The following is a 21,630-nucleotide window of genomic DNA, read 5'->3' as shown; positions in this document are numbered from 1 at the left end:
GTCTCCTCACGCGGTGGGCGTCGTGCCGGGCCGCGCGGCCCGCCCGACGTCCTGGTGGTCGGGGCGGGCGACGACGAGCACGTCGTCACCGAGCCTCCGGGTGGACGTGGTGGTGAAGGTCAGGGCGTCGCCGAGTGTCGTGACGCCGAGGTCGAGGACGGCGCGGCGCCCTGACCCCAGGAGGACGGGCGCCACGTACGAGTGGAGCTCGTCGACGTGCCCGGCACGCAGGAACGCCGTCGTCACGACGGGCCCGCCCTCGACGAGAAGGTGACGCACCCCGCGCTCGAAGAGGGTGAGGAGCGCCTCGCGGACGTCGTGGGTGCGCAGCTCGACGAGCTCGCCTCCCGGGCCGCGCAGCCGGGCGGTGCCGGGGACCGGCCGGTACCCGAGGACGACGCGCATCGGCTGGTGGTCGGCGAGCATGCCGTCGGCGGAGCGTGCGGTGAGGCTCGGGTCGTCCGCCGCGACCGTCCCGGTCCCCACGAGGAGGGCGTCGACCGTGGTGCGTACCGAGTGGGCGTGAGCGCGTGCCGCGGCGCCGGTGATCCACCGGCTCGACCCGTCCTGTGCCGCGACGAACCCGTCGAGCGTCGTCGCGGTCTTGAGGGTCACGAACGGGGTCCCGCGCCGCACGGCCGTGAGCCAGGTGCGCAACAGCTCCTCGCCCTCGGCCGCACGGAACCCGGACCGGACCGTCACGTCCCGCTCGCGCAGGTGCTGCGCACCACCGGACGCCACGGGGTTCGGGTCCGCGACGGCGTGGACGACCTCCCTCACGCCCGCCTCGACGAGAGCGCGGGAGCACGGGCCGGTGCGACCGGTGTGGTTGCAGGGTTCGAGGGTCACGACCGCCGTCGCACCCGCGACGTCGACACCCGCCTCGCGAGCGTGACGCAGCGCGTCCGCCTCGGCGTGCGCCGTCCCCGCACCGCGGTGCCAGCCCTCCGCGAGGACGGTCCTGGGCTCGTCGTCCCTCCCGGTTCCGGGTGCGGCAGATCCAGGGGCGAGGAGGACGCAGCCCACCCGAGGGTTGGGGCCGGTCACCGGACCACGCGCAGCGAGGTCCAGAGCGCGGAGCATCGCCTGGTCGACCGTCAGAGCATCCCGCTCCATGACCCTCCTCCACGCCCGAGGCGCTCCGGGGAGGGTGGGGTCGCGCCGGGGCGCGACGTCACCATGACCCGCACGGCGCACGCCGACGGGCCACCACGAGACTCTTCCCATCCGGACTTTGACCGTCGGTCCTGGAGTTCCACCAGGTCAACCGCACCGGGGTGCGGCTCGCGGACTATGACCGCCGGCTCGGATTCTCACCGACCCCAGAGCACGTGTGTACGTCGCAATCATGCCACGCACGCACCCACCCGAGGCAACAGTGCGCCGTGACACCCGCCACCCTCAGTGGCGGTGCGCCCCGGCCATCGACCGCAGGACCTCGATCTCGGAGGCCACGTCCTGCGCGCCGTACACCGCCGAACCCGCCACGAAGACGTTCGCCCCGGCCTCCGCCGCACGCTCGATCGTCGACCGTGACACCCCACCGTCCACCTGGATCCACACGTCCAGGTCCGCGTCCGAGATCGCCTGACGCGCCCGACGGATCTTCGGCAACGTCCCCTCGATGAACGACTGCCCACCGAAGCCCGGCTCCACCGTCATCACGAGCAGCATGTCGATCTCGCCCAGGAGGTCCACGAACCCCTCCAGCGGTGTCGCGGGCCGCAACGCCATGCCCGCGCGCGCGCCGAGGCGCCGCAGCTCCCTCGCCAGCCGCACCGGTGCGCTCGCCGCCTCCGCGTGGAACGTCACCGACTGCGCACCCGCCTCCGCGAACCCCGGCGCCCACCGGTCCGGGTCCTCGATCATCAGGTGCACGTCCACCGGGACGGGCGACACCTCGACGATGCGCTCCACCACCGGCAACCCGATGGTCAGGTTCGGCACGAAGTGGTTGTCCATGACGTCCACGTGCGCGTAGTCCGCCGACGAGATCGCCTGCAGGTCCCGCTCGAGGTTCGTGAAGTCGGCGGACAGGATGCTGGGTGAGATCAGAGCCATGGCCCCAGCCTAGGGCGTCACCCTCCGCAGCAGCGTCAGGTGCATCGCGTCCGTCCCGTGCAGGTGCGGCCACAGCTGGACGTCCAGACGGTCCGCCAACGGCATGTCCGTCCCGGCGATCTGCGTCACCAGCGCCCGGGCGTCGAGGATCTCCACCGACCCCTCCGGCAGCGCTCGCAGGACGTCGGAGACGACCGTCCGTGTCTCCGCCAGGTGCGGTGAGCACGTCACGTACCCCACGACGCCGCCCGGGCGCACCGCGGCCAGGGCCGACGTGAGCAGCTCGCGCTGGAGGGCGGCCAGGACGGGAACGTCGGCCGGCACGCGGCGCCACCGGGACTCCGGCCTGCGCCGCAGCGCACCGAGGCCCGTGCACGGCGCGTCGACGAGGACCCGGTCGTAGGACCCGGGCTCCTGCGTCCCCACGTCACGACCGTCCCACACCTGCACCTGCTCCACGGAGTCCTCCGGCACCGCGGCCAGCGACCGCTCCACGAGGTCCGCGCGGTGCGGCTGGACCTCGTTCGCGACGATCCGCGCACCCCGCGTCCCCGCGATCGCGGCGAGCAGGGCGGCCTTGCCACCGGGGCCGGCGCACAGGTCGAGCCACCGTTCGTCGGGCCCTTCGACCGGTGCCTGCACGAACGCCAGGGTCACCAGCTGGCTGCCCTCGTCCTGGACGCCCGCCCGACCGTCCCGGACGTCCGCGAGGGACCCGGGGTCGGACCCTTCGAGGACGACGGCCGTCGGCGCGTAGCGTCCCGGACGTGACGCCACGCGCGCCCCCAGGTCCTCGGCCGACACCAGGCCCGGACGTGCCACCAGGGTCACCCGCGGGGACGCGTTGTCCGCCTCGAGCAACGACTCCAGCTCGTCCACAGGACGACCCGCAGCGACGAGCGCGTCGCGCAGCGCCCGGGTGATCCACTGCGGGTGGCTGTCCACGACGGACAGTCGCGCCACCTCGTCGTCCTCGCGGCCCTCGACGACCTCGAGCCACTCCTCGAGGTCGGTCCGCGTGATCTTGCGCAGCACCGCGTTGACGAACTGCGCGCTGCCCGCACCCACGCGTTGCCGGGCCAGCCCCACCGTCTCCGACACGGCGGCGTGCGCGGGGACCCGCATCCCCAGCACCTGGTGGGCCCCCAGGCGCAGGACGTCGAGCACCGGGGCGTCGATCCTGTCCAGCGGACGGTCGACGCACTCGGCGATGACCGCGTCGTACCTGCCGCGCAGTCGCAGGGTGCCGTAGGTGAGCTCGGTCGCGAACGCCGCGTCCCGCCCGCTCAGCCCACGGGACCGGAGCATCGGCGGCAGGACGAGGTTCGCGTAAGCGTCCGACTCCGCCACCTCGCGCAGGACGTCGAAGGCGACCGTCCGCGCAGGGTCCGTGCCCTTGCGCCGCTCCCCCGGGGCCAGCGCCCCACGACTGCCCTCGCCCCGCGCCCGCGCCGCGCCGCGCTCCCGCCCCTTGGCGTCGCGACGACCGTGCTCGCCGCTCACGCCGCGACCTCCGCACCGAGGCGCAGACCCTCGCCCGGGCGGGCACCACGCGCCCAGTCCGTGGCCGGCATCGCCTTGCGGCCGGCAGGCACCACGTCACCGAGCTCCACGGCCGCCGTCGCGGTCCCCACCCGAACCGCACGCTTGGTGACCTGCACCTCCCCCGGCGCCAGGCTCCCGGCCGGCACGACGTCCTCGTCGACCACCCGCACAGGACCGAGACCCAGACGCGCCCCGTCAGGCAGCGTCGTCCAAGCTCCCGGTGCAGGCGTGCAGCCGCGCACGAGACGGTCGACCGCGTGCGCGGGGTGCGTCCACGTGACCCGCGCATCGGCGACCGACAGCTTGGGAGCGACACTCACACCCTCCGAGCCCTGCGGGACCGGCGACAGCACACCGTCCTCGAGCGCGTCGAGCGTCGCCACGAGGAGCTCGGCACCCGAGACCGACAACCGGTCGAGGAGATCGCCCGCCGTGTCCGTGCGACGGATCGTCTCCGTCGTCGTCCCGAAGACCGGACCCGTGTCGAGCCCCTCCTCGATACGGAAGGTGCTCGCACCCGTGACCTCGTCCCCCGCGATCACGGCACGCTGCACCGGGGCGGCACCACGCCACGCCGGGAGGACCGAGAAGTGGAGGTTCACCCACCCGTGCACCGGCACCGCGAGGACCTCGGTGGGCAGGATCTCGCCGTACGCCACCACGGGCGCACAGTCGACCTCGAGCCCCCGGAGAAGCTCGACGAAGCCCTCGGACCTCGGACGCTCCGTCAGGACACGCACACCGGCCTCCTCCGCCCGCGCCCGCACCGGGCTGGGCACCAGACGCCGACCCCGGCCCGACCGGGCGTCCGCCCGCGTGAGCACCGCCACGACCTCGTGACGCGAGGCGAGCAGGGCCTCCAGGGCAGGAACAGCTACGGCCGGGGTACCGGCGAAGAGCAGACGCATGGGCCCCAGTGTAGGAGCCGCCCCGTCACACCATCTCCTTCGGGTCGAGCACCACCGACACCAGGCCCGTCTCCCGCTTGGCGCTCGCGACCGCCAGGACCCCGGCCATCGCCCGCGCCAGCTCGCGACCACGGCCCACCGGGACCCGGACCACCGCACGCACCGGCGCCTCGAGCGTGCCCGTGGTCCTCGCCACGCTCCGCCGCGTGCTTCCCGGCGCCCCGTCACGCGGCACCTGGTCCGGGTCCACGTCCACCGGCCCCAGCACCGAACCCCCCTCGGGCAGGTGCAGGCGCGCCAGGAATGCGTCCACCGCGTGCCGGTCGCCCGACACCGACGCGATCCGCGCCGCCGGCGGCAACGACAGCTCCACCCGCTCGTCGAGCTCCCTGCTCGCCATCCCCACCGGGTCCCACCGCACCAGGGCGTTCGTCGGGATCGGTGCCGCGTCCCCCACCAGCAGGACCCGACCACCCTCGGTCGACGGCCGCACCAACGCGGCCGCCGACAACCACCTGTGCAGCGCCTCCTGATCCGTGTACAGACCCACGTGGTTCGTCGAGACCGCAGCATCGAGGAGCACGCCCACCGAGTACCCACCCTCGACGACCGGCTCCGCCCCAGGCGTCGCCACCACCAGCGCAGGGCTCGACGGGACCGACGCCAGAACGCCCGCCGCGGACCGCGCACCCGAGGAACGCACCGGGACCCCGGGGAACGCACGCCCCAGCTCCTCCGCCGTCCGGTCGCTACCCACCCGCACCGACCGCAACCCCGTCGCCGAGCACTCGGGGCACGACCACCCGCCCGCCAGCGCACCGCACCACGCACACTGCGGCGTCGCCCGCGCACCCGTGAGCGACAACGGCCCCGTGCACACCCCGCACCGCGCAGCCTCCCGGCACCGCACGCACGCCACCACCGGCAGGTACCCCGCCCGGGGCACCTGCACGAGGACCGGACCGTCCCGCAACCCCGCGGTCATCGCCTGCCACGCAGCACCGGGCAACCGGGCCGCACCCGCAGCACCCTCCCGCGCCACCTCCACCGACGTCAACGCCTGTACCCTCGGCGTCCGGGCACGCACCGTCGCCCGGTCCGCGACCAGCTCCCGCGCCCACCCGCTCTCCACCAGCGCCTGCGCATGGATGGACCTCGACACCGAACCCACGAGGACCGCGCACCCCGTCTGCTCCGACCTCAACGCAAGAACCTCCCGCACGTGCGGGTACGGCGCCCTGCGCTCCTGGTGCATCGGGTCCACGTCGTCCCAGCACACCACCAGACCGAGGTCCGCCACCGGGGCGAACGCCGCAGCCCGCGTCCCGACCACCACCCGCGCCCCACCACGCAGAGCCGCGAGAAAGCTCCGGTACCGAGGCGTCGGACCCGCGTCGGCCGTCAGCCGCACGAACGACGCCGCCGGTCCGAGCCCGGGGGCGCTCGTGGCACCCTCACGGGACCACTCCGCCACCCCCACCGCCACCAGAGCCTCGGCGAGCAGCTCGACGTCCCGGGCGTCCGGGACGACGAGGAGCGCGCCGCGACCGCTGCGCAGCACAGCGCTCGCGGCCGCCGCGAGAGCCGCGGGCCACCCGCCGCGCTCGCGGGAGGCCGGCAGCGCGGACCAGACCGCTCGCGGCGACTCGCCCGCGGCGAGCCGACGCAGGTACGCCTCTCCCCCGCGCACGTCGGACCACGCGGCGACCAGTTCCTCGGTCACCGTGCCGGTCGCGGGGGGCGCCGGTGCCGCCACCGGTTCCTCGGTCTCGACGCGGGCTAGCCGTGGCGGGACCGCGAGGCGCAGGACGTCGGTCATGGACCCCGCGTAGTAGTCGGCCACACGTCGGGCGAGACCGGCGACCTCGGGGGTGAGCACGGGCTGGGGCGAGACGATCTTGCGCAGCGCCACGAGCCGGCCCTCGTGGTCGGTGGCGGCCACGCGCTCGATGACGTACCCGTCGACGTCCTGGGCCCCGAAGCGGACCTTGACCCGCACACCGGGAACGGCCTCGGCCGCCATCGACTGCGGGACCGTGTAGTCGAAGAGCCGGTCGAGGTGTGCGGGGGGCACGTCGACGCACACGCGGGCGATCGGCAGGTCCTCCGCGAGGGGCTGCCCGGTCTCCGAGGTCCTGGCCCGCACCCCTGCTGCGCGCGCTCTCACGGCGGGCGGGGGCAGGCCGGGCAGCGTGGGCTGCTCCGGGCCCTGGGCGGTCATGGGCGGTCCGTGGCGACGAAGGGCGTGGCGCGCTCGAGCGTCAGACGGCCGAGCGCAGGTCGTCGACGCGGTCGGTGCGCTCCCAGGTGAAGGCGGGGAGCTCCCGGCCGAAGTGCCCATAGGCTGCGGTCTGCTGGTAGATGGGCCGCAGGAGGTCGAGGTCGCGGACGATCGCTCCGGGCCGCAGGTCGAAGACCTCACGGATCGCGGCGGTGATGCGCTCGAGCGGGACGGTCTCGGTCCCGAAGGTCTCGACGTACAGACCCACGGGGTGCGACTTACCGATGGCGTAGGCGACCTGCACCTCGCAGCGCCGCGCCAGTCCGGCGGCGACGACGTTCTTGGCGACCCACCGGGTGGCGTACGCGGCGGACCGGTCCACCTTCGACGGGTCCTTGCCGGAGAACGCGCCACCACCGTGGCGGGCCATGCCGCCGTAGGTGTCGACGATGATCTTGCGACCGGTGAGCCCGGCGTCGCCCTGGGGGCCACCGACGACGAAGGTTCCGGTGGGGTTGACGATGAGCGTGTGCCCGGTGGTGTCGATGTCGAGGTCGGCGAGGACCGGTGCGACGACGAGCTCGGCGACCGCGGCGGTGAGCTCGTCCTGGCGGACGTCGGGGGCGTGCTGCGTGGACAGCACGACGGTGTCGACACGGACCGCTCGGTCTCCGTCGTACCCCACGGTGACCTGGGTCTTGCCGTCCGGGCGCAGGCCCTGGATCACGTCCTGCTTGCGGACCGCCGCGAGACGCTCGGCGAGGCGGTGCGCGACGAAGACCGGGAGGGGCATGAGGGTGGGGGTCTCGTCGGAGGCGTACCCGAACATCAGGCCCTGGTCGCCGGCGCCCTGCGCGTCGAGCGGGTCGCCGGAGGCCGTGTCGCTGCGCTGCTCGAGCGCCTTGTCCACGCCCTGGGCGATATCGGGCGACTGCTGGCCGATGGAGACGGACACGCCGCACGAGTCGCCGTCGAACCCGATGGACGAGGACGTGTACCCGATGCTGCGGACGACCTGGCGGACGATCTGCGGGATCTCGACGTACGCCTCGGTGGACACCTCGCCGGCGACGTGGACGAGCCCGGTGGTCACGAGCGTCTCGACGGCGACGCGGGACGCCGCGTCCTGCTCGAGGAGCGCGTCGAGGATGGCGTCGGAGATCTGGTCGCAGACCTTGTCCGGGTGCCCCTCGGTCACCGACTCGGACGTGAAGAGGCGCAGAGATTCGGTCATGGCGCCAAGGATACGGGGTGCCCGCCCGGGCTCGGGGACGCGTGGTCGTCTGTGAGACCGCGGACGACCGGGCGTGTCCGGTCTGTCCGGGGGCGAGCGCTCAGCGTCGCCGGAGGAGCTCGGCGACGTGGTCGAGGACGACGCCGGCGACGTGCGCCTTGGTCCCGGCGGCGGTGGTCATGACGGTCCCGTCACGGTCGAGGACGGTGATCTCGTTGTCCGGCGTCCCGAACCCGCGGCCGTCGTGCACGGGGTTCATGACGAGGAGGTCGGCGCCCTTGCGGCGGGCCTTGCGGCGGCTGTGGAAGAGGGCGTCGCCGTTCGCGTCGCCGGTCTCCGCGGCGAAGCCGACGACGACCTGCCCGGGGCGCAGGCGCTCGGCGGCCAGCTCGGCGAGGACGTCGGGGTTGGCGACGAGCTCGATGGGCGCCACGTGCCCGTCGTCGCGCTTCTTGATCTTGTGCTCGGTGGACTCGGCCGGCCGGAAGTCGGCGACCGCGGCGGCCATGACGACGACGTCGGCCGTCGCTGCGGCCTCACGGACGGCGGTCCGCAGCTGGGCGGTGGTCTCCACCGGCACGACGTCGACCCCCGGGGGTGCCGCGAGGGCGGTGTTCGCTGCGACGAGGGTGACCTGCGCGCCCCGGGCCCGTGCTGCGGCGGCGAGGGCGTAGCCCTGGCGGCCGGTGCTGCGGTTGCCGAGGAACCGCACGGGGTCGAGGGGCTCACGGGTTCCGCCGGCGGAGACGACCACGTGCCGACCTGCGAGGTCGGGGTCGTGGACGAGCGCGTAGGCGGCCTGGGCGATCTCGTGCGGCTCGGGGAGTCGGCCGGGGCCGGTGTCGGCACCGGTGAGCCTGCCCGAGGCGGGGTCCAGGACGTGGGTGCCCCGCCTGCGGAGGGTTGCGACGTTCTCGGTGGTGGCGGGGTGCTGCCACATCTCGGTGTGCATCGCGGGTGCGACGAGCACCGGGCACCGGGCCGTGAGCAGGGTCGCGGTGAGGAGGTCGTCGCTGCGACCTGCGGTCATGCGCGCCAGGAGGTCGGCGGTCGCCGGGGCGACGACGACGAGGTCCGCCTGCTGCCCGAGGGCGACGTGCGGGACGTGCGGGACGTCCGCGAACACCGTGGTGGCCACGGGTTCGCCCGAGAGCGCCTCCCACGTGGGCGCTCCGACGAACTCGAGGGCGGCCGCGGTGGGAAGCACCCGCACGGAGTGGCCGTCCTCGGTGAACGTCCGCAGGAGGTGGATCGCCTTGTAGGCGGCGATCCCACCGCTCACCCCGAGGATGATGCGCATGCTGTCCTGTCCTCGGTGCTGTGCGTCAGGTCCCGGAGGTACCGGTCGGCTTCTCGTCCGTGGCCTCCACGGTCAGGAGGCCGGCGTTGATCTCGCGCATGGCGATGGACAGCGGCTTCTCCTGGTTGCGGGTCTCGACGAGGGGCCCGACGAACTCGAGGAGCCCTTCGTGGAGCTGGGAGTAGTACGCGTTGATCTGACGGGCACGCTTGGCCGAGTACACCACGAGGGCGTACTTCGAGTCGGCGCGCTCGAGCAGGTCGTCGATGGGCGGGTCGGTGATGCCGATCGGGGAGGCGACGGTTCCAGACACAGATGAACTCCGAACGTACGAGGGTGGGGCCGGTCGACCAGTCTACTGCGTCCTGGGACGCGTAGGTCTCAGGCGTGGGTGACGTGGGGCTGCAGGCCCATGACCGTGATGAGCTCGTCGGTGGCACGTCGGACGTCGTCGTTGACGATGACGTGGTCGAACTCGGACTCGGCGGCGAGCTCCACCTTGGCGGTGGCGAGGCGGCGCTCGCGCTCCTCGGGCCCCTCGGTGCCCCGGCCGACGAGGCGGCGTTCGAGCTCTTCCCAGCTGGGCGGTGCGAGGAACACGAAACGCGCGTCGGGCATGGTGCCGCGGACCTGCCGGGCGCCCTGGAGGTCGATCTCCAGGAGCGCGGGCACACCAGCGGCGAGGCGTTCCTCGACGGGCGTGCGGGGTGTGCCGTAGCTGTTGCGACCGTGCACCACGGCCCACTCGAGGAGCTCCCCGTCCTCGACCATCTGCGCGAACCCGTCCGGTCCGACGAAGTGGTAGTGGACGCCGTCGATCTCACCGGGTCGTGGGGACCGGGTGGTCGCCGAGACCGAGAGCCACACGTCGGGGTACCGGGCGCGGATGTCGGCGGAGACGGTGCCCTTGCCGACGGCGGTGGGGCCGGCGAGGACGGTCAGTCGTGCGGCGGGGACGCTGTGGTGCGAGGAAGCAGTGATGATTCAGCCAAACCTTTCGATGAGGGCCGCCGCCTGGTGCGGTCCCAGTCCGCGCACCCTGCGGCTCTCGGCGATGCCCACCTCGGACATGATCGCCCTCGCCTTGACCTTGCCGACGCCGGGGAGGGACTCGAGGAGCGACACGACCTTGAGCTTGCCGATGACGTCGTCCTCCTGTCCCTGACGGATGACGTCGGAGAGTGCACCTGAAGAGTACTTCAGGCGGTTCTTCACCTCGGCACGGGCCCGGCGCGCTGACGCGGCCTTCTCCAACGCTGCGGAGCGCTGCTCGGGTGTGAGTTCGGGTAGTGGCACGCCGGTCACCTTCTTCGGACGATCGGGAACGTTGTTGCGAAACTAGCGACGTTCCGACACCTCGGCAACGCGGGAAACACGCCCTCGTGGCGGTATTTCGCCGTGTCAGGCTCCCTTTTTCACCCGATGGGGAGCCCGTTCAGGCCCCCAGTGCGGCGCGTGCGTCGTCCGCGGCGCGTCGTGCGGCGGCGAGGAGGGCCCTCGCGTCCGGCCCTGCGGCGAGGACTCCGCGGGACGAGGAGGCGAGGACTGCGGGACGCGCGTCGCCGAAGACGGCGGCGAGCTCCGCTCCCCCGGCGCCCTGCGCCCCGACCCCGGGGGCGAGGAGCGGTCCGTTCACCGCGGCGAGGTCGACCCCGTGCTCGGAGGCGGCGTCCCCGACGGTCGCACCGACGACGAGGCCGACGGACCCGAGGTGGCCCTCGGCACCGGCGGGCGCGTTGAGCTCGGCGGCGCGGGCGGCGATCTCGGCGGCCACGCTGCGGCCGCGGGTGTCGGTGGCGTGCTGGACGTCGGCCCCCTCGGGGTTGGACGTCAGGCACAGCACGAACAGTCCGCGACCGGTGGCGTGGGCCGCCTCGACGGCCGGGGCGAGCGACCCGAAGCCGAGGTACGGGGACACCGTCAGGGCGTCCCCGGCCAGGGGTGAGCCGTCGCGCAGGTAGGCGTCGGCGTAGCCCTGCATGGTGGAGCCGATGTCGCCACGCTTGGCATCGACGATCGTCAGTGTCCGTGCGGCGCGGGCCGCGGCGACGACGTCCTCGAGGACGGCGACGCCGCGGGACCCGTGACGCTCGAAGAGCGCCGCCTGGGGCTTGAGCGCGGCGACCTGCCCGCCGAGGGCATCGACGACGGTCAGTGCGAAGGCCCGCAGGCCGTCGGCGTCGTCGGTCAGTCCCCAGGCGGCCAGGAGCGCCGGGTGCGGGTCGATGCCCACGCACAGCGGCCCGTGCTCGGCGGTGGCCGCGCTCAGGCGTTCGCCGAAGGTGGGGCGCCCGGCGCTCATCGGGCGTCCTGCGTGCCGACGTACTCCTGGAGGGAGCGGACGTGGAAGGGTCCGGACAGGACCGCCTCGATGCCCTGCACCGCGGCGGCGAGCTGGGCGACCGTGGTGATGATGGGCTTGTCGGCGGCGGTCGTGGACGCCCGGATCTCGTACCCGTCGGCCCGTGCCCCCTGCCCGGAGGGGGTGTTGACGACCATGTCGACCGATCCGTCGGTGATGAGGTCGACGATGGTGGGCTCACCCGCGTCGCCGCGACCGGCGGAGTACTTGCGCACGACCGTGGAGCTGATGCCGTTGCGGCGCAGCACGTTCGCGGTGCCGGCGGTGGCGAGGATCTCGAAGCCCATCTCCGCGAGACGCTTGACGGGGAACACGATGGACCGCTTGTCCCGGTCGGCGACCGACACGAACACCGACCCGGAGGTGGGCAGCCCACCGAATGCCGCAGCCTGGGACTTCGCGAACGCCGTGGGGAAGTCGACGTCGAACCCCATGACCTCACCGGTGGACCGCATCTCGGGTCCGAGCACCGTGTCCACCGCGACACCGTCAGCGGTGCGGAAACGCTTGAACGGCAGGACCGCCTCCTTCACCGCGATCGGCGCATCGAGATCCATCGATCCCCCGTCGCCGTGGGCGGGCAGGACACCGCTCTCGCGCAGGTCGGCGATGGTGTGGCCGGTCATGACGAGCGCGGCGGCCTTGGCGAGGGACGTACCCGTGGCCTTGGACACGAAGGGCACCGTCCTGGAGGCACGGGGGTTGGCCTCGAGGACGTACAGGACGTCGGAGACCAGGGCGTACTGCACGTTGAGCAGACCGCGCACCCCGACACCGCGGGCGATGGCCTCCGTGGACCGGCGGATGCGCTCGATCTCGGAGTCCGACAGCGACACCGGTGGCAGGACGCACGCGGAGTCCCCGGAGTGGATGCCGGCCTCCTCGAGGTGCTCCATGACACCACCGAGGAACATCTCCTCGCCGTCGAAGAGGGCGTCGACGTCGATCTCCATGGCACCGTCGAGGAACCGGTCGATGAGGATCGGGGCGAGGTGCCCGCCACCGCGCGCCGCGTCACCGAGAGCCTTCTCGACATACCCGGTGAGCTGGTCGCGCGAGTACACGATCTCCATGCCCCGACCGCCGAGGACGTACGAGGGGCGCACGAGCACCGGGTACCCGATGGTCTCGGCGATCTCGCAGGCCTGCGCGAGGGTCGTCGCGGTGCCGAACGCCGGGGCGGGCAGCCCCGCGTCACCCAGGACGCGCCCGAACTCGGCGCGGTCCTCGGCGAGGTCGATGGCCTCGGGCGACGTGCCGAGGATCGGCAGGCCCGCGTCGGCCAGGCGCTGGGCGAGCGACAGGGGTGTCTGCCCGCCGAGCTGGACGATGATGCCCTTGACCGGGCCCACGGCGAGCTCCGCCTCGTACACCTCGAGGACGTCCTCGAACGTCAACGGCTCGAAGTACAGGCGGTCGGCGGTGTCGTAGTCCGTGGACACCGTCTCGGGGTTGCAGTTGACCATGACGGTCTCGTACTCGCCCTTGAGCGCGAGGGCGGCGTGCACGCACGAGTAGTCGAACTCGATGCCCTGCCCGATGCGGTTGGGCCCGGACCCGAGGATGAGCACGGCCTCCCGGTCTCGGGGGCGCACCTCGGTCTCCGCGTCGTACGTGGAGTAGTGGTACGGGGTCTCGGCCTTGAACTCCGCCGCGCACGTGTCGACGGTCTTGAACACGGGCCGCACACCGAGTGCGCGCCGGACCTCCCGGACGGTGGCCTCCCCCGCGCCGCGCTCGCCGCCGATGCCGCGCAGGCGGGCGATCTGGGCGTCGGACAGGCCGTGGCGCTTGGCGCGGCGCAGGACGGCGCCGGTGAGGGCGGGCGCTGCGGCGACCTCGTCGGCGATCTCGTTGACGAGCTGGATCTGGTCGAGGTACCAGGGGTCGATCTTCGTGGCGTCGAAGACCTGCTCGATGGTGGCACCGGCGCGCAGCGCCTGCTGGGTCTGGACGAGGCGCCGTTCGGTGGGGCGGGCGATCTCCACGAGGAGCGCGTCGAGGTCGGCGCCTGTGACGGGGTCGCCGTCCCAGTGGAACGTGGACCCGGCGATGTCGAGGGACCGCAGGGCCTTGCCGAGGGCCTCGGTGAAGTTGCGGCCCATGGCCATGGCCTCGCCGACGGACTTCATGGTCGTGGTGAGGGTGTCGTCGGCGGCGGGGAACTTCTCGAACGCGAACCGGGGGACCTTGACGACGACGTAGTCGAGGGTGGGTTCGAAGGACGCCGGGGTGGACCCGGTGATGTCGTTGGGGATCTCGTCGAGGGTGTACCCGACGGCGAGCTTCGCGGCGATCTTCGCGATGGGGAACCCGGTGGCCTTGGACGCCAGGGCGGAGGACCGGGACACGCGGGGGTTCATCTCGATGACGACGACGCGACCGGTCTCGGGGTGCACGGCGTACTGGATGTTGCACCCGCCGGTGTCGACGCCGACCTCGCGGATGACGGCGATGCCGATGTCCCGCAGGCGCTGGTACTCGCGGTCGGTGAGGGTCAGCGCGGGGGCGACGGTCACCGAGTCGCCGGTGTGCACACCGACGGGGTCGACGTTCTCGATGGAGCACACGACCACGACGTTGTCGGCCTTGTCGCGCATGAGCTCGAGCTCGTACTCCTTCCACCCGAGGATCGACTCCTCGAGGAGCACCTCCGTGGTGGGCGAGTAGTGCAGGCCCTGCCCGACGATGCGCCGCAGGTCCTTCTCGTCGTAGGCGATGCCGGAACCCAGGCCACCCATGGTGAACGAGGGGCGCACGACCATGGGGTACCCGAGGGACCCGGCGGCGGCGACGGCCTCCTCGACGGAGTGGATGATCTCCGAGCGGGCGGACTCCCCGCCGCACTTGGCGACGACCTCCTTGAACTGCTGGCGGTCCTCGCCCTTCTGGATGGCGGCGATGTTCGCACCGATGAGCTCGACTCCATACTCCTCGAGGACACCGGCCTCGTCGAGCGAGATGGCGGCGTTGAGGGCGGTCTGCCCACCGAGGGTCGCCAGGACCGCGTCGGGGCGCTCCTTGGCGATGATCGAGGTGAGGACCTCTGTGGTGATCGGTTCGATGTACGTGGCGTCGGCGAACTCCGGGTCGGTCATGATGGTCGCCGGGTTGGAGTTCACGAGGATGACCCGCAGGCCCTCCTCCTTCAGGACGCGGCACGCCTGGGTGCCGGAGTAGTCGAACTCGGCGGCCTGTCCGATGACGATCGGCCCGGAGCCGATGACCAGGACGCTGGTGATGTCGTGTCTGCGGGGCACTGGTCAGTTCTCCTTGGCGGACGTGGCGGAGGCGTCGGGACCGACGGGGACCGCCGGCGGGGCGGCGGACAGCCCGGCGGCGCTGGGCGCACCGGAGGTCAGCAGGTCGAGGAAACGGTCGAAGAGGTACGCGGCGTCGTGCGGGCCTGCGGCGGCCTCCGGGTGGTACTGCACGGAGAACGCGGGGATGTCGAGGCACTCCAGGCCCTCGACGACCTGGTCGTTGAGCCCCACGTGGGACACCACGACCCGCCCGTACCGGCCCCCGTCGTGCGGGGCGGTGGCCTCCTGCCCGATGGGTGCGTCGACCGCGAACCCGTGGTTCTGGCTGGTGATCTCGACCTTGCGGGTCGACATGTCCATGACGGGCTGGTTGATGCCCCGGTGCCCGTAGGCGAGCTTGTAGGTCCCGAACCCGAGGGCGCGGCCGAGGATCTGGTTGCCGAAGCAGATCCCGAAGTACGGCAGGCCCCGGTCGAGGACGGCCCGCAGGAGCTCGACCTCGTGCGTGGCCGCACCGGGGTCGCCGGGCCCGTTGGAGAAGAACACCCCGTCGGGGTCGAGGGCGAGGACGTCGTCGATGCTGGACCCCGCGGGGATCACGTGCACGCGCATGCCCCGCTCGGCCAGGCGCTGCGGCGTCATCGACTTGATGCCGAGATCGACCGCGACCACCGTCTTCACGGGGGCCTTCCCGGTGTGCTCCCCGAGGGGCTCGATCACGTACGCCTCGGCGGTGGTGACCTCACGGGCGAGGTCGGCCCCGGCCATGGACGGCGCGGACCGCACCTCGGCGACGAGGTCGTCGATGGACCGCGGGAACCCGCCGTCCACCAGCGACGCCCCGGAGAAGATCGCCCCCCGCATCACCCCGCGCTCACGCAGGTGCAGCGTCAGGGCACGCGTGTCGATGTCGGAGATGCCCACCACGCCCTGGGCGGTGAGCTCCTCGTCGAGGGTCCGCACCGACCGCCAGCTCGACGCACGGCGCGCAGGGTCACGCACCACGTACCCGCTCACCCAGATCTTCCCCGACTCGGGGTCCTCGTCGTTGACACCCGTGTTCCCCACGTGCGGGGCGGTCATCACGACGATCTGCCGGTGGTACGACGGGTCGGTGAGGGTCTCCTGGTACCCCGTCATCCCCGTGTTGAAGACGATCTCCCCGACGGTGGTCCCCGAGGCCCCGTAGGCGCGCCCGGTGAACGTGCGCCCGTCCTCGAGGACGAGCAGGGCGGCGTCCGAGACGAGCTCGTCGGGTGTCCTGGTCGCGTGCAGTGGCGTGGTCACTCGGACTCCTTGTCGTTGTGCGGCTGGTCGGCCGGTACCTGGGGCACCAGCGAGTTCATGGCGTCCACGAGGAGCGCACGGTCGGCCTTGTGCTGGGTGCGGATCCCGGTGTCGAGACGCGTGGTGGCCCCGTGGGCGCCGGCGACGTCCCACCGCAGGACCACGATGCCGTCCTTGCCGACGTACTTGCCGGCCATCCCCGGGACCCGGTCGGCGCCGCGCACGGCGCTCGCAGGCACGAACAGGTCGTGCGCCCCGGTCCGTTCGACGAGGACCCCGGTGTCGAAGACCTGGACGAGCGCCGGGGACCGGTGCCCGAGGTCGCGCACGGCGACCCGGTCGAGCCAGTCGCCGCCCGTGGTGCTCGACACGTACGTGCCGGTCACGGGCTCGGTGCGCGCAGCGCCCAGGTGCTCGCGGGCGGGGACCGCGGGCAGGTCGCCCACGACGTCCGCGGACCGGGCCTGCACCCCGCGCCACCCGCGCCACATCCCCAGCAGGAGAAGCACACCGACACCGAGCATCAGCGCTACCGCGACGGGCATGGGAAGGTTCACGACGCACCCCCGCCGTCGACCGGTGCCCCGTCGAGGACGGTGGCCCTGCCCCGCAGGAACGTCGCCACGACCCGGCCGGGGAGCTCACGCCCACCGAAGGGCGAGTTCGCGCTCGCGGTGTGCTGCTCGGTGGGGACGACGGTGCGCACGGCGGAGGGGTCGACGAGGGTGATGTTCGCGGGTTCGCCGACGTCCAGGGGGCGCCCGTGCGCGTGGGGCCCGGTGTCGATGCGGCCGATACGTGCCGGTGTGCTGGACAGGACGCGGGCGACGTCGACCCACGTCATGCGCCCGGTATCGACCATGGTGTGCTGGACGACGCTCAGGGCGGTCTCGAGGCCGGTCATGCCGAACGCGGCGGCGGCCCACTCGCAGTCCTTGTCCTCGCGAGTGTGCGGGGCGTGGTCGGTGGCGACGACGTCGATGGTGCCGTCGGCCAGGCCCTCGCGGACGGCCTCGACGTCCGCGGCGGTGCGCAGCGGGGGGTTGACCTTGTACCGGGGGTCGTACCCGCGGGCGAGGTCGTCGGTGAGGAGGAGGTGGTGGGGGGTGACCTCAGCGGTGACGTCGATGCCGCGCCCCTTGGCCCACCGCACGAGGTCCACGGACCCGGCGGTCGACAGGTGGCACACGTGCAGGCGTGACCCGACGTGCTCGGCGAGGAGCACGTCACGGGCGATGATCGCCTCCTCGGCGACCGCGGGCCACCCGGCGAGGCCGATCTCCGCGGACACGACGCCCTCGTTCATCTGGGCGCCCTCGGTGAGCCGTGGTTCCTGGGCGTGCTGGGCGACGACCCCGTCGAACGCCTTGACGTACTCCAGGGCACGGCGCATGAGGATCGGGTCGGACACGCACCGCCCGTCGTCGGAGAACACGCGGACGCGTGCTGCGGAGTGTGCCATGGACCCGAGCTCGGCGAGGTGCTCGCCGTCGAGGCCGACGGTCACCGCCCCCACGGGGCGCACGTCGACCCACCCGGCCTCGGCGCCGATGCGCCACACCTGCTCCACGACCCCGGCCGTGTCCTGCACGGGCGTGGTGTTCGCCATGGCGTGCACGGCAGTGAACCCGCCGGCCGCGGCGGCCCGCGTCCCGGACCGGATGGTCTCCGCGTCCTCCCGGCCCGGCTCGCGCAGGTGCGTGTGGAGGTCCACGAGACCCGGCAGGGCCACGAGGCCCGCACCGTCCACCACCTGTGCGTCGCCGTCGGACCACAAGGTCCCCTCCGGGGCGATGCGCTCGATCACGCCACCGGCGAGGAGCATGTCCACCCGCTCACCGCCCAGCGGTGCCACACCGCGCAGGAGGTACCTGTCCGTCGTGCCTGCCGTCGTCACTGCGCCTGCCTCCATCACTGACCTGCCTTGTCCTGCTGGGAGTCCTGCGTCACGTCTCCTGCGAGCAGGAGGTACAGCACAGCCATGCGCACCGCGACACCGTTGGCGACCTGCTCCACGATGACCGCCCGCGGGGAGTCGGCCGCCTCCGCGGAGATCTCCAGGCCGCGGTTCATCGGACCCGGGTGCATGACGATCGCCCGTTCCGAGAGCATGCCCAACCGTCGGGCGTCGAGACCGTAACCCCGCGTGTACTCCAGCGGGCTGGGGAAGAACCCGCCACCGGCGCTGCTCATCCTCTCCCGCTGCACACGCAGCATCATCACCGCGTCCGGCCGCTGGTCGACGAGGACCTCGTCGAGGTGGAACGACACCTCGCACGGCCACGCCTCCACGCCCACCGGCACCAGGGTGGGGGGCGCCACGAGCGTCACGTGCGCACCCAGGGTGTGCAGCAGCTGCACGTTGGACCGCGCCACCCTCGAGTGCAGCACGTCCCCGACGATCGCGACCCGAACGCCGGCCAGGTCCTGACCCTCACCCGTGCCACCACCGGTGAGGTGCCGGCGCATCGTGTACGCGTCGAGCAGCGCCTGCGTCGGGTGCTGGTGCATGCCGTCACCGGCGTTGACCACCGCCGAGTCCACCCACCCCGCATGGGCCAGCGTGTGCGGGGCACCCGACGCCTGGTGCCGGATCACCACCGCGTCCGCCCCCATCGCCTGCAGGGTCAGCGCCGTGTCCTTCAACGACTCGCCCTTGGAGACGCTCGACCCCTTGGCGGAGAAGTTGATGACGTCCGCCGACAACCGCTTCGCCGCCGTCTCGAAGGAGATCCTCGTGCGGGTGGAGTCCTCGAAGAACAGGTTCACGACCGTCCGACCCCGCAGGGTCGGCAGCTTCTTGATCTCCCGGGACTGCGTCGCGGCCATCTGCGCCGCCGTGTCGAGGATCCGGATCGCCTCGCCCCGCGTCAGGTCCGCCGTGCTCAGCAGGTGCCTCATCGCGCCCCACCGCCCGGCTCGCCCCGCCCCGGCCCGCCCGGACCGATGAGCACCGCGTCGCACCCGTCGATCTCCTCGACCAGCACGCTCACCCGCTCCGACAACGACGTCGGGAGGTTCTTGCCCACGAAGTCAGGGCGGATCGGCAGCTCCCGGTGCCCGCGGTCCACCAGCGCCGCGAGCTGCACCGCACGCGGGCGCCCCACGTCGCTGATCGCATCGAGCGCGGCACGGATGGTGCGACCCGAGAACAGCACGTCGTCCACGAGCACCACGACCCGGTCGTCGATACCACCCTCCGGCAGCTCCGTGCGCCCGATCGCCCGCGGCGGCTGCCGGTGCAGGTCGTCCCGGTGCATCGTCACGTCCAGGGTGCCCACCAGGGCACCCACGTCCAGGCCCGGCTCCACCGCGACCAGGCGCGACGCCAACCGGCGCGCCAAGGGCACACCACGCGTCGGCACACCGAGGAGGACGACGTCCGCACCCCCCTTGTTCCGCTCGAGGATCTCGTGCGCGATACGCGTCAACGCACGGGAGATCTCCGTCGCACCGAGAACCTCGGTGGTCCCTGCGTCCGCGCTCGCGGACGGGGTGTCGGGGGTGCTGTCTGGGGGCAGGCCAGGGCCAGAAGTCATCTGGCGACCTCCTTCTCCGCCTCACGGGACGGCTCTTAAAGGATGTCTTGCAGGACACGGCCACCATACCGGTCCGTCGGGGCGGCCGTGCCGGGCGTCCGGATCGCGGGCCGCGCCGGCCCCACGGTCACTCGGAGCCGATGACCCTGTCCCGCACCACGCGGCGCAGGACCTTGCCGATCTGCGACCGTGGCAGGTCCTTGACGATGACGAGCTGGCGGGGCAGGGCGTAGCGGGCCAGGTGCTTCTCACACCACGTGCGCACGGCCTCGAGGTCCACCGGGTGGGCGTCGGCCGCCATCACCAGGGCGGCCACGACCTTCTCACCCAGGTCGCCCCCGGGGACACCGACCACGGCGACGTCCTCGACGCCCGGCATCTTGCGCAACCAGTCCTCCACCTGCGACGGGAACACCTTGAACCCGCCCGTGATGATCATCTCCTTGATGCGGTCGACCACCACGACGAACCCGTCCTCGTCGACCACCACCACGTCGCCCGTGCGCACCCACGTGCGCCCGTCCGCCTCGACGAACGCCTCCGCCGACTCCTCCTCGCGCTCCCAGTACCCGGAGAACACCTGCGGGCCGCTCACCAGGAGCTCGCCTCGCTCCCCCGTGGCCACCTCCCTGTGCGGGTCGTCCTGGTCCACCACGCGGATCCACGTCGACGGGAACGGCAAGCCCAACGACCCCGGTCTGCGAGCCTCCGACAACGGGTTCCCCACCGACACCGGCGACGTCTCCGTCATCCCGTACCCCTCGATGGCCAACCCGCCGGTCACGTCCTCCCACGCGGCCGCCGTGCTCGCCGGCAACGGCATCGCCCCGCAGATCGCGTACCGGAACGACGACAGGTCCGCACCACGCTCCCCCGCCGCCATGGCCAACCGCTCCAGCATCGGCGGCACCGCAGGAAGGAACGTCCCCGGCACCCGCCGCTGAGCAGCCAGCACCGAGTCCACGTCGAACTTCGGGAACATCACCAACGTCGCCCCGATGCGCAACGTGTACGACAAGCACAACGTCAACCCGAACGCATGGAAGAACGGCAGCACCCCGTACACCACGTCGGGCGAACCGCCCTCCGCAGCACGCCGCTGCGCACCCGTCCACTCCGCCCCCTGCACCGCGTTCGCCACGAGGTTCCGGTGCGAGAGCATCGCCCCCTTCGGGGTGCCCGTCGTCCCGCCCGTGTACTGCAGCAGAGCCAGGTCCTCACCTACCGGCACCGGGTGCGACGCAGCGACCGGCCTCGCCGCCCTCACCAACGCGTGCCACCGCGCCACCCCGGACGGCACCTCCGCACGCATCGACTCCCGCAACGCCCGCGCCCTGCCCACCGGCAACGACAACGCCACCCGCTTCAGCAGCGGCAGGTCACGGGAGATGTCCACCGCCACCACCGTCCGCACGCTCGTACGGTCCTGGACCTCAAGCACGCTCAACGCGGTCCGCTCCCAGCAGATCGCCACCACCGCACCCGAGTCCACCAGCTGGTGCTCCAGCTCCGACGCCGTGTACGTCGGGTTGTGCTCCACCACCACCGCACCCACCCGCAGCACCGCGTAGAACGCCACCACGTGCGCCGCACAGTTCGGCAACGCGATCGCCACCCGGTCCCCCGGCCCCACACCCAGACGCACCAACGCACCCGCCGCACGCGCCACCTGCTCCGCGAGCTCCCCGTACGTCGTCCGACCACCCATGAAGTCCAGAGCAACCCGCCGCGGATGCTCCCTCGCACCCCGCACCAGAGCCGCCCCCAACCACTCCTCAGGAACCTCGACATCCGCCGACACACCAGGCGCGTACGACGACAACCACGGACGGACCACAGAAGGAGAGCTCACCCGGTCACACTAACCTACGCACCCGTAACCTACGACACCGTAGATAAACTCGGCGCAC

At 72.6% G+C, this 21,630-nt stretch carries 18 protein-coding genes and 1 riboswitch; all 18 genes read right to left on the bottom strand.

The genetic code is table 11. From position 1 onward, the window contains the following. Positions 1 to 6: 6 nt before the first annotated feature. Positions 7 to 1,116, bottom strand: coding sequence for a bifunctional diaminohydroxyphosphoribosylaminopyrimidine deaminase/5-amino-6-(5-phosphoribosylamino)uracil reductase RibD (gene ribD, locus JAV76_RS10235; protein ID WP_230402115.1), 1,110 nt, complete (start codon positions 1,114 to 1,116; stop codon positions 7 to 9). Positions 1,117 to 1,210: 94 nt separating this feature from the next. Next, positions 1,211 to 1,334: riboswitch (FMN riboswitch) on the bottom strand. A gap of 67 nt (positions 1,335 to 1,401) precedes the next feature. Then, the gene (gene rpe / locus JAV76_RS10230) at positions 1,402 to 2,061 is read right to left on the bottom strand and encodes a ribulose-phosphate 3-epimerase (protein ID WP_198733941.1); all 660 of its coding nucleotides are present in this window, start codon (positions 2,059 to 2,061) and stop codon (positions 1,402 to 1,404) included. 9 nt (positions 2,062 to 2,070) lie between these two features. Continuing rightward, the gene (locus tag JAV76_RS10225; protein ID WP_198733940.1) at positions 2,071 to 3,564 is read right to left on the bottom strand and encodes an RsmB/NOP family class I SAM-dependent RNA methyltransferase; all 1,494 of its coding nucleotides are present in this window, start codon (positions 3,562 to 3,564) and stop codon (positions 2,071 to 2,073) included. Next, positions 3,561 to 4,514, bottom strand: a complete 954-nt coding sequence (gene fmt / locus JAV76_RS10220) for a methionyl-tRNA formyltransferase (protein WP_198733939.1) — start codon at positions 4,512 to 4,514, stop codon at positions 3,561 to 3,563. Before fmt ends, JAV76_RS10225 begins: the two co-directional genes overlap by 4 nt. 25 nt (positions 4,515 to 4,539) lie before the next feature. Further along, positions 4,540 to 6,735, bottom strand: a complete 2,196-nt coding sequence (locus JAV76_RS10215) for a primosomal protein N' (RefSeq protein WP_198733938.1) — start codon at positions 6,733 to 6,735, stop codon at positions 4,540 to 4,542. A gap of 40 nt (positions 6,736 to 6,775) precedes the next feature. Beyond that, a complete protein-coding gene (gene metK, locus JAV76_RS10210; protein ID WP_198733937.1) occupies positions 6,776 to 7,969 on the bottom strand; it encodes a methionine adenosyltransferase in 1,194 nt (397 codons plus the stop codon). 100 nt (positions 7,970 to 8,069) lie between these two features. Next, the gene (gene coaBC, locus JAV76_RS10205) at positions 8,070 to 9,269 is read right to left on the bottom strand and encodes a bifunctional phosphopantothenoylcysteine decarboxylase/phosphopantothenate--cysteine ligase CoaBC (protein WP_198733936.1); all 1,200 of its coding nucleotides are present in this window, start codon (positions 9,267 to 9,269) and stop codon (positions 8,070 to 8,072) included. Between the two features lie 25 nt (positions 9,270 to 9,294). Then, positions 9,295 to 9,582 carry a DNA-directed RNA polymerase subunit omega gene (rpoZ, locus tag JAV76_RS10200; protein ID WP_198733935.1) on the bottom strand — a complete coding sequence of 96 codons (288 nt, stop codon included), beginning with the start codon at positions 9,580 to 9,582 and terminating at the stop codon, positions 9,295 to 9,297. 68 nt (positions 9,583 to 9,650) lie between these two features. After that, positions 9,651 to 10,250 carry a guanylate kinase gene (gene gmk / locus JAV76_RS10195; protein WP_198733975.1) on the bottom strand — a complete coding sequence of 200 codons (600 nt, stop codon included), beginning with the start codon at positions 10,248 to 10,250 and terminating at the stop codon, positions 9,651 to 9,653. Between the two features lie 3 nt (positions 10,251 to 10,253). Further along, on the bottom strand, positions 10,254 to 10,565 hold the full coding sequence (gene mihF, locus JAV76_RS10190) for an integration host factor, actinobacterial type (protein WP_198733934.1): 312 nt from the start codon (positions 10,563 to 10,565) through the stop codon (positions 10,254 to 10,256). Positions 10,566 to 10,704: 139 nt separating this feature from the next. Then, the gene (gene pyrF / locus JAV76_RS10185; protein WP_198733933.1) at positions 10,705 to 11,571 is read right to left on the bottom strand and encodes an orotidine-5'-phosphate decarboxylase; all 867 of its coding nucleotides are present in this window, start codon (positions 11,569 to 11,571) and stop codon (positions 10,705 to 10,707) included. Continuing rightward, positions 11,568 to 14,891 carry a carbamoyl-phosphate synthase large subunit gene (gene carB, locus JAV76_RS10180; protein WP_198733932.1) on the bottom strand — a complete coding sequence of 1,108 codons (3,324 nt, stop codon included), beginning with the start codon at positions 14,889 to 14,891 and terminating at the stop codon, positions 11,568 to 11,570. Before carB ends, pyrF begins: the two co-directional genes overlap by 4 nt. A 3-nt stretch (positions 14,892 to 14,894) precedes the next feature. Beyond that, positions 14,895 to 16,181, bottom strand: coding sequence for a glutamine-hydrolyzing carbamoyl-phosphate synthase small subunit (carA, locus tag JAV76_RS10175; RefSeq protein WP_198733931.1), 1,287 nt, complete (start codon positions 16,179 to 16,181; stop codon positions 14,895 to 14,897). Then, positions 16,178 to 16,738 (bottom strand): PH-like domain-containing protein, encoded by a 561-nt coding sequence (locus tag JAV76_RS10170; protein WP_307844147.1) that lies wholly within the window; start codon positions 16,736 to 16,738, stop codon positions 16,178 to 16,180. The genes carA and JAV76_RS10170 overlap by 4 nt, the downstream gene beginning before the upstream one ends. Next, complete coding sequence (locus JAV76_RS10165) at positions 16,735 to 18,078, bottom strand: dihydroorotase (RefSeq protein WP_307844145.1); 1,344 nt, start codon at positions 18,076 to 18,078, stop codon at positions 16,735 to 16,737. The genes JAV76_RS10170 and JAV76_RS10165 overlap by 4 nt, the downstream gene beginning before the upstream one ends. A gap of 14 nt (positions 18,079 to 18,092) precedes the next feature. After that, positions 18,093 to 19,082: an aspartate carbamoyltransferase catalytic subunit gene (locus tag JAV76_RS10160; protein ID WP_198733929.1), complete on the bottom strand. Its 990-nt coding sequence runs from the start codon at positions 19,080 to 19,082 to the stop codon at positions 18,093 to 18,095. Next, the gene (gene pyrR / locus JAV76_RS10155) at positions 19,079 to 19,720 is read right to left on the bottom strand and encodes a bifunctional pyr operon transcriptional regulator/uracil phosphoribosyltransferase PyrR (protein WP_198733928.1); all 642 of its coding nucleotides are present in this window, start codon (positions 19,718 to 19,720) and stop codon (positions 19,079 to 19,081) included. Before pyrR ends, JAV76_RS10160 begins: the two co-directional genes overlap by 4 nt. Before the next feature lie 127 nt (positions 19,721 to 19,847). Further along, complete coding sequence (locus JAV76_RS10150) at positions 19,848 to 21,572, bottom strand: AMP-binding protein (RefSeq protein ID WP_372403451.1); 1,725 nt, start codon at positions 21,570 to 21,572, stop codon at positions 19,848 to 19,850. Positions 21,573 to 21,630: the final 58 nt, after the last annotated feature.

It is taken from the genome of Sanguibacter suaedae, assembly GCF_016342785.1.
Taxonomy (GTDB): domain Bacteria; phylum Actinomycetota; class Actinomycetes; order Actinomycetales; family Cellulomonadaceae; genus Sanguibacter; species Sanguibacter suaedae.
Note: the sequence above shows the minus strand (reverse complement) of the source record. Positions and strands in the feature narration are given on the sequence as shown.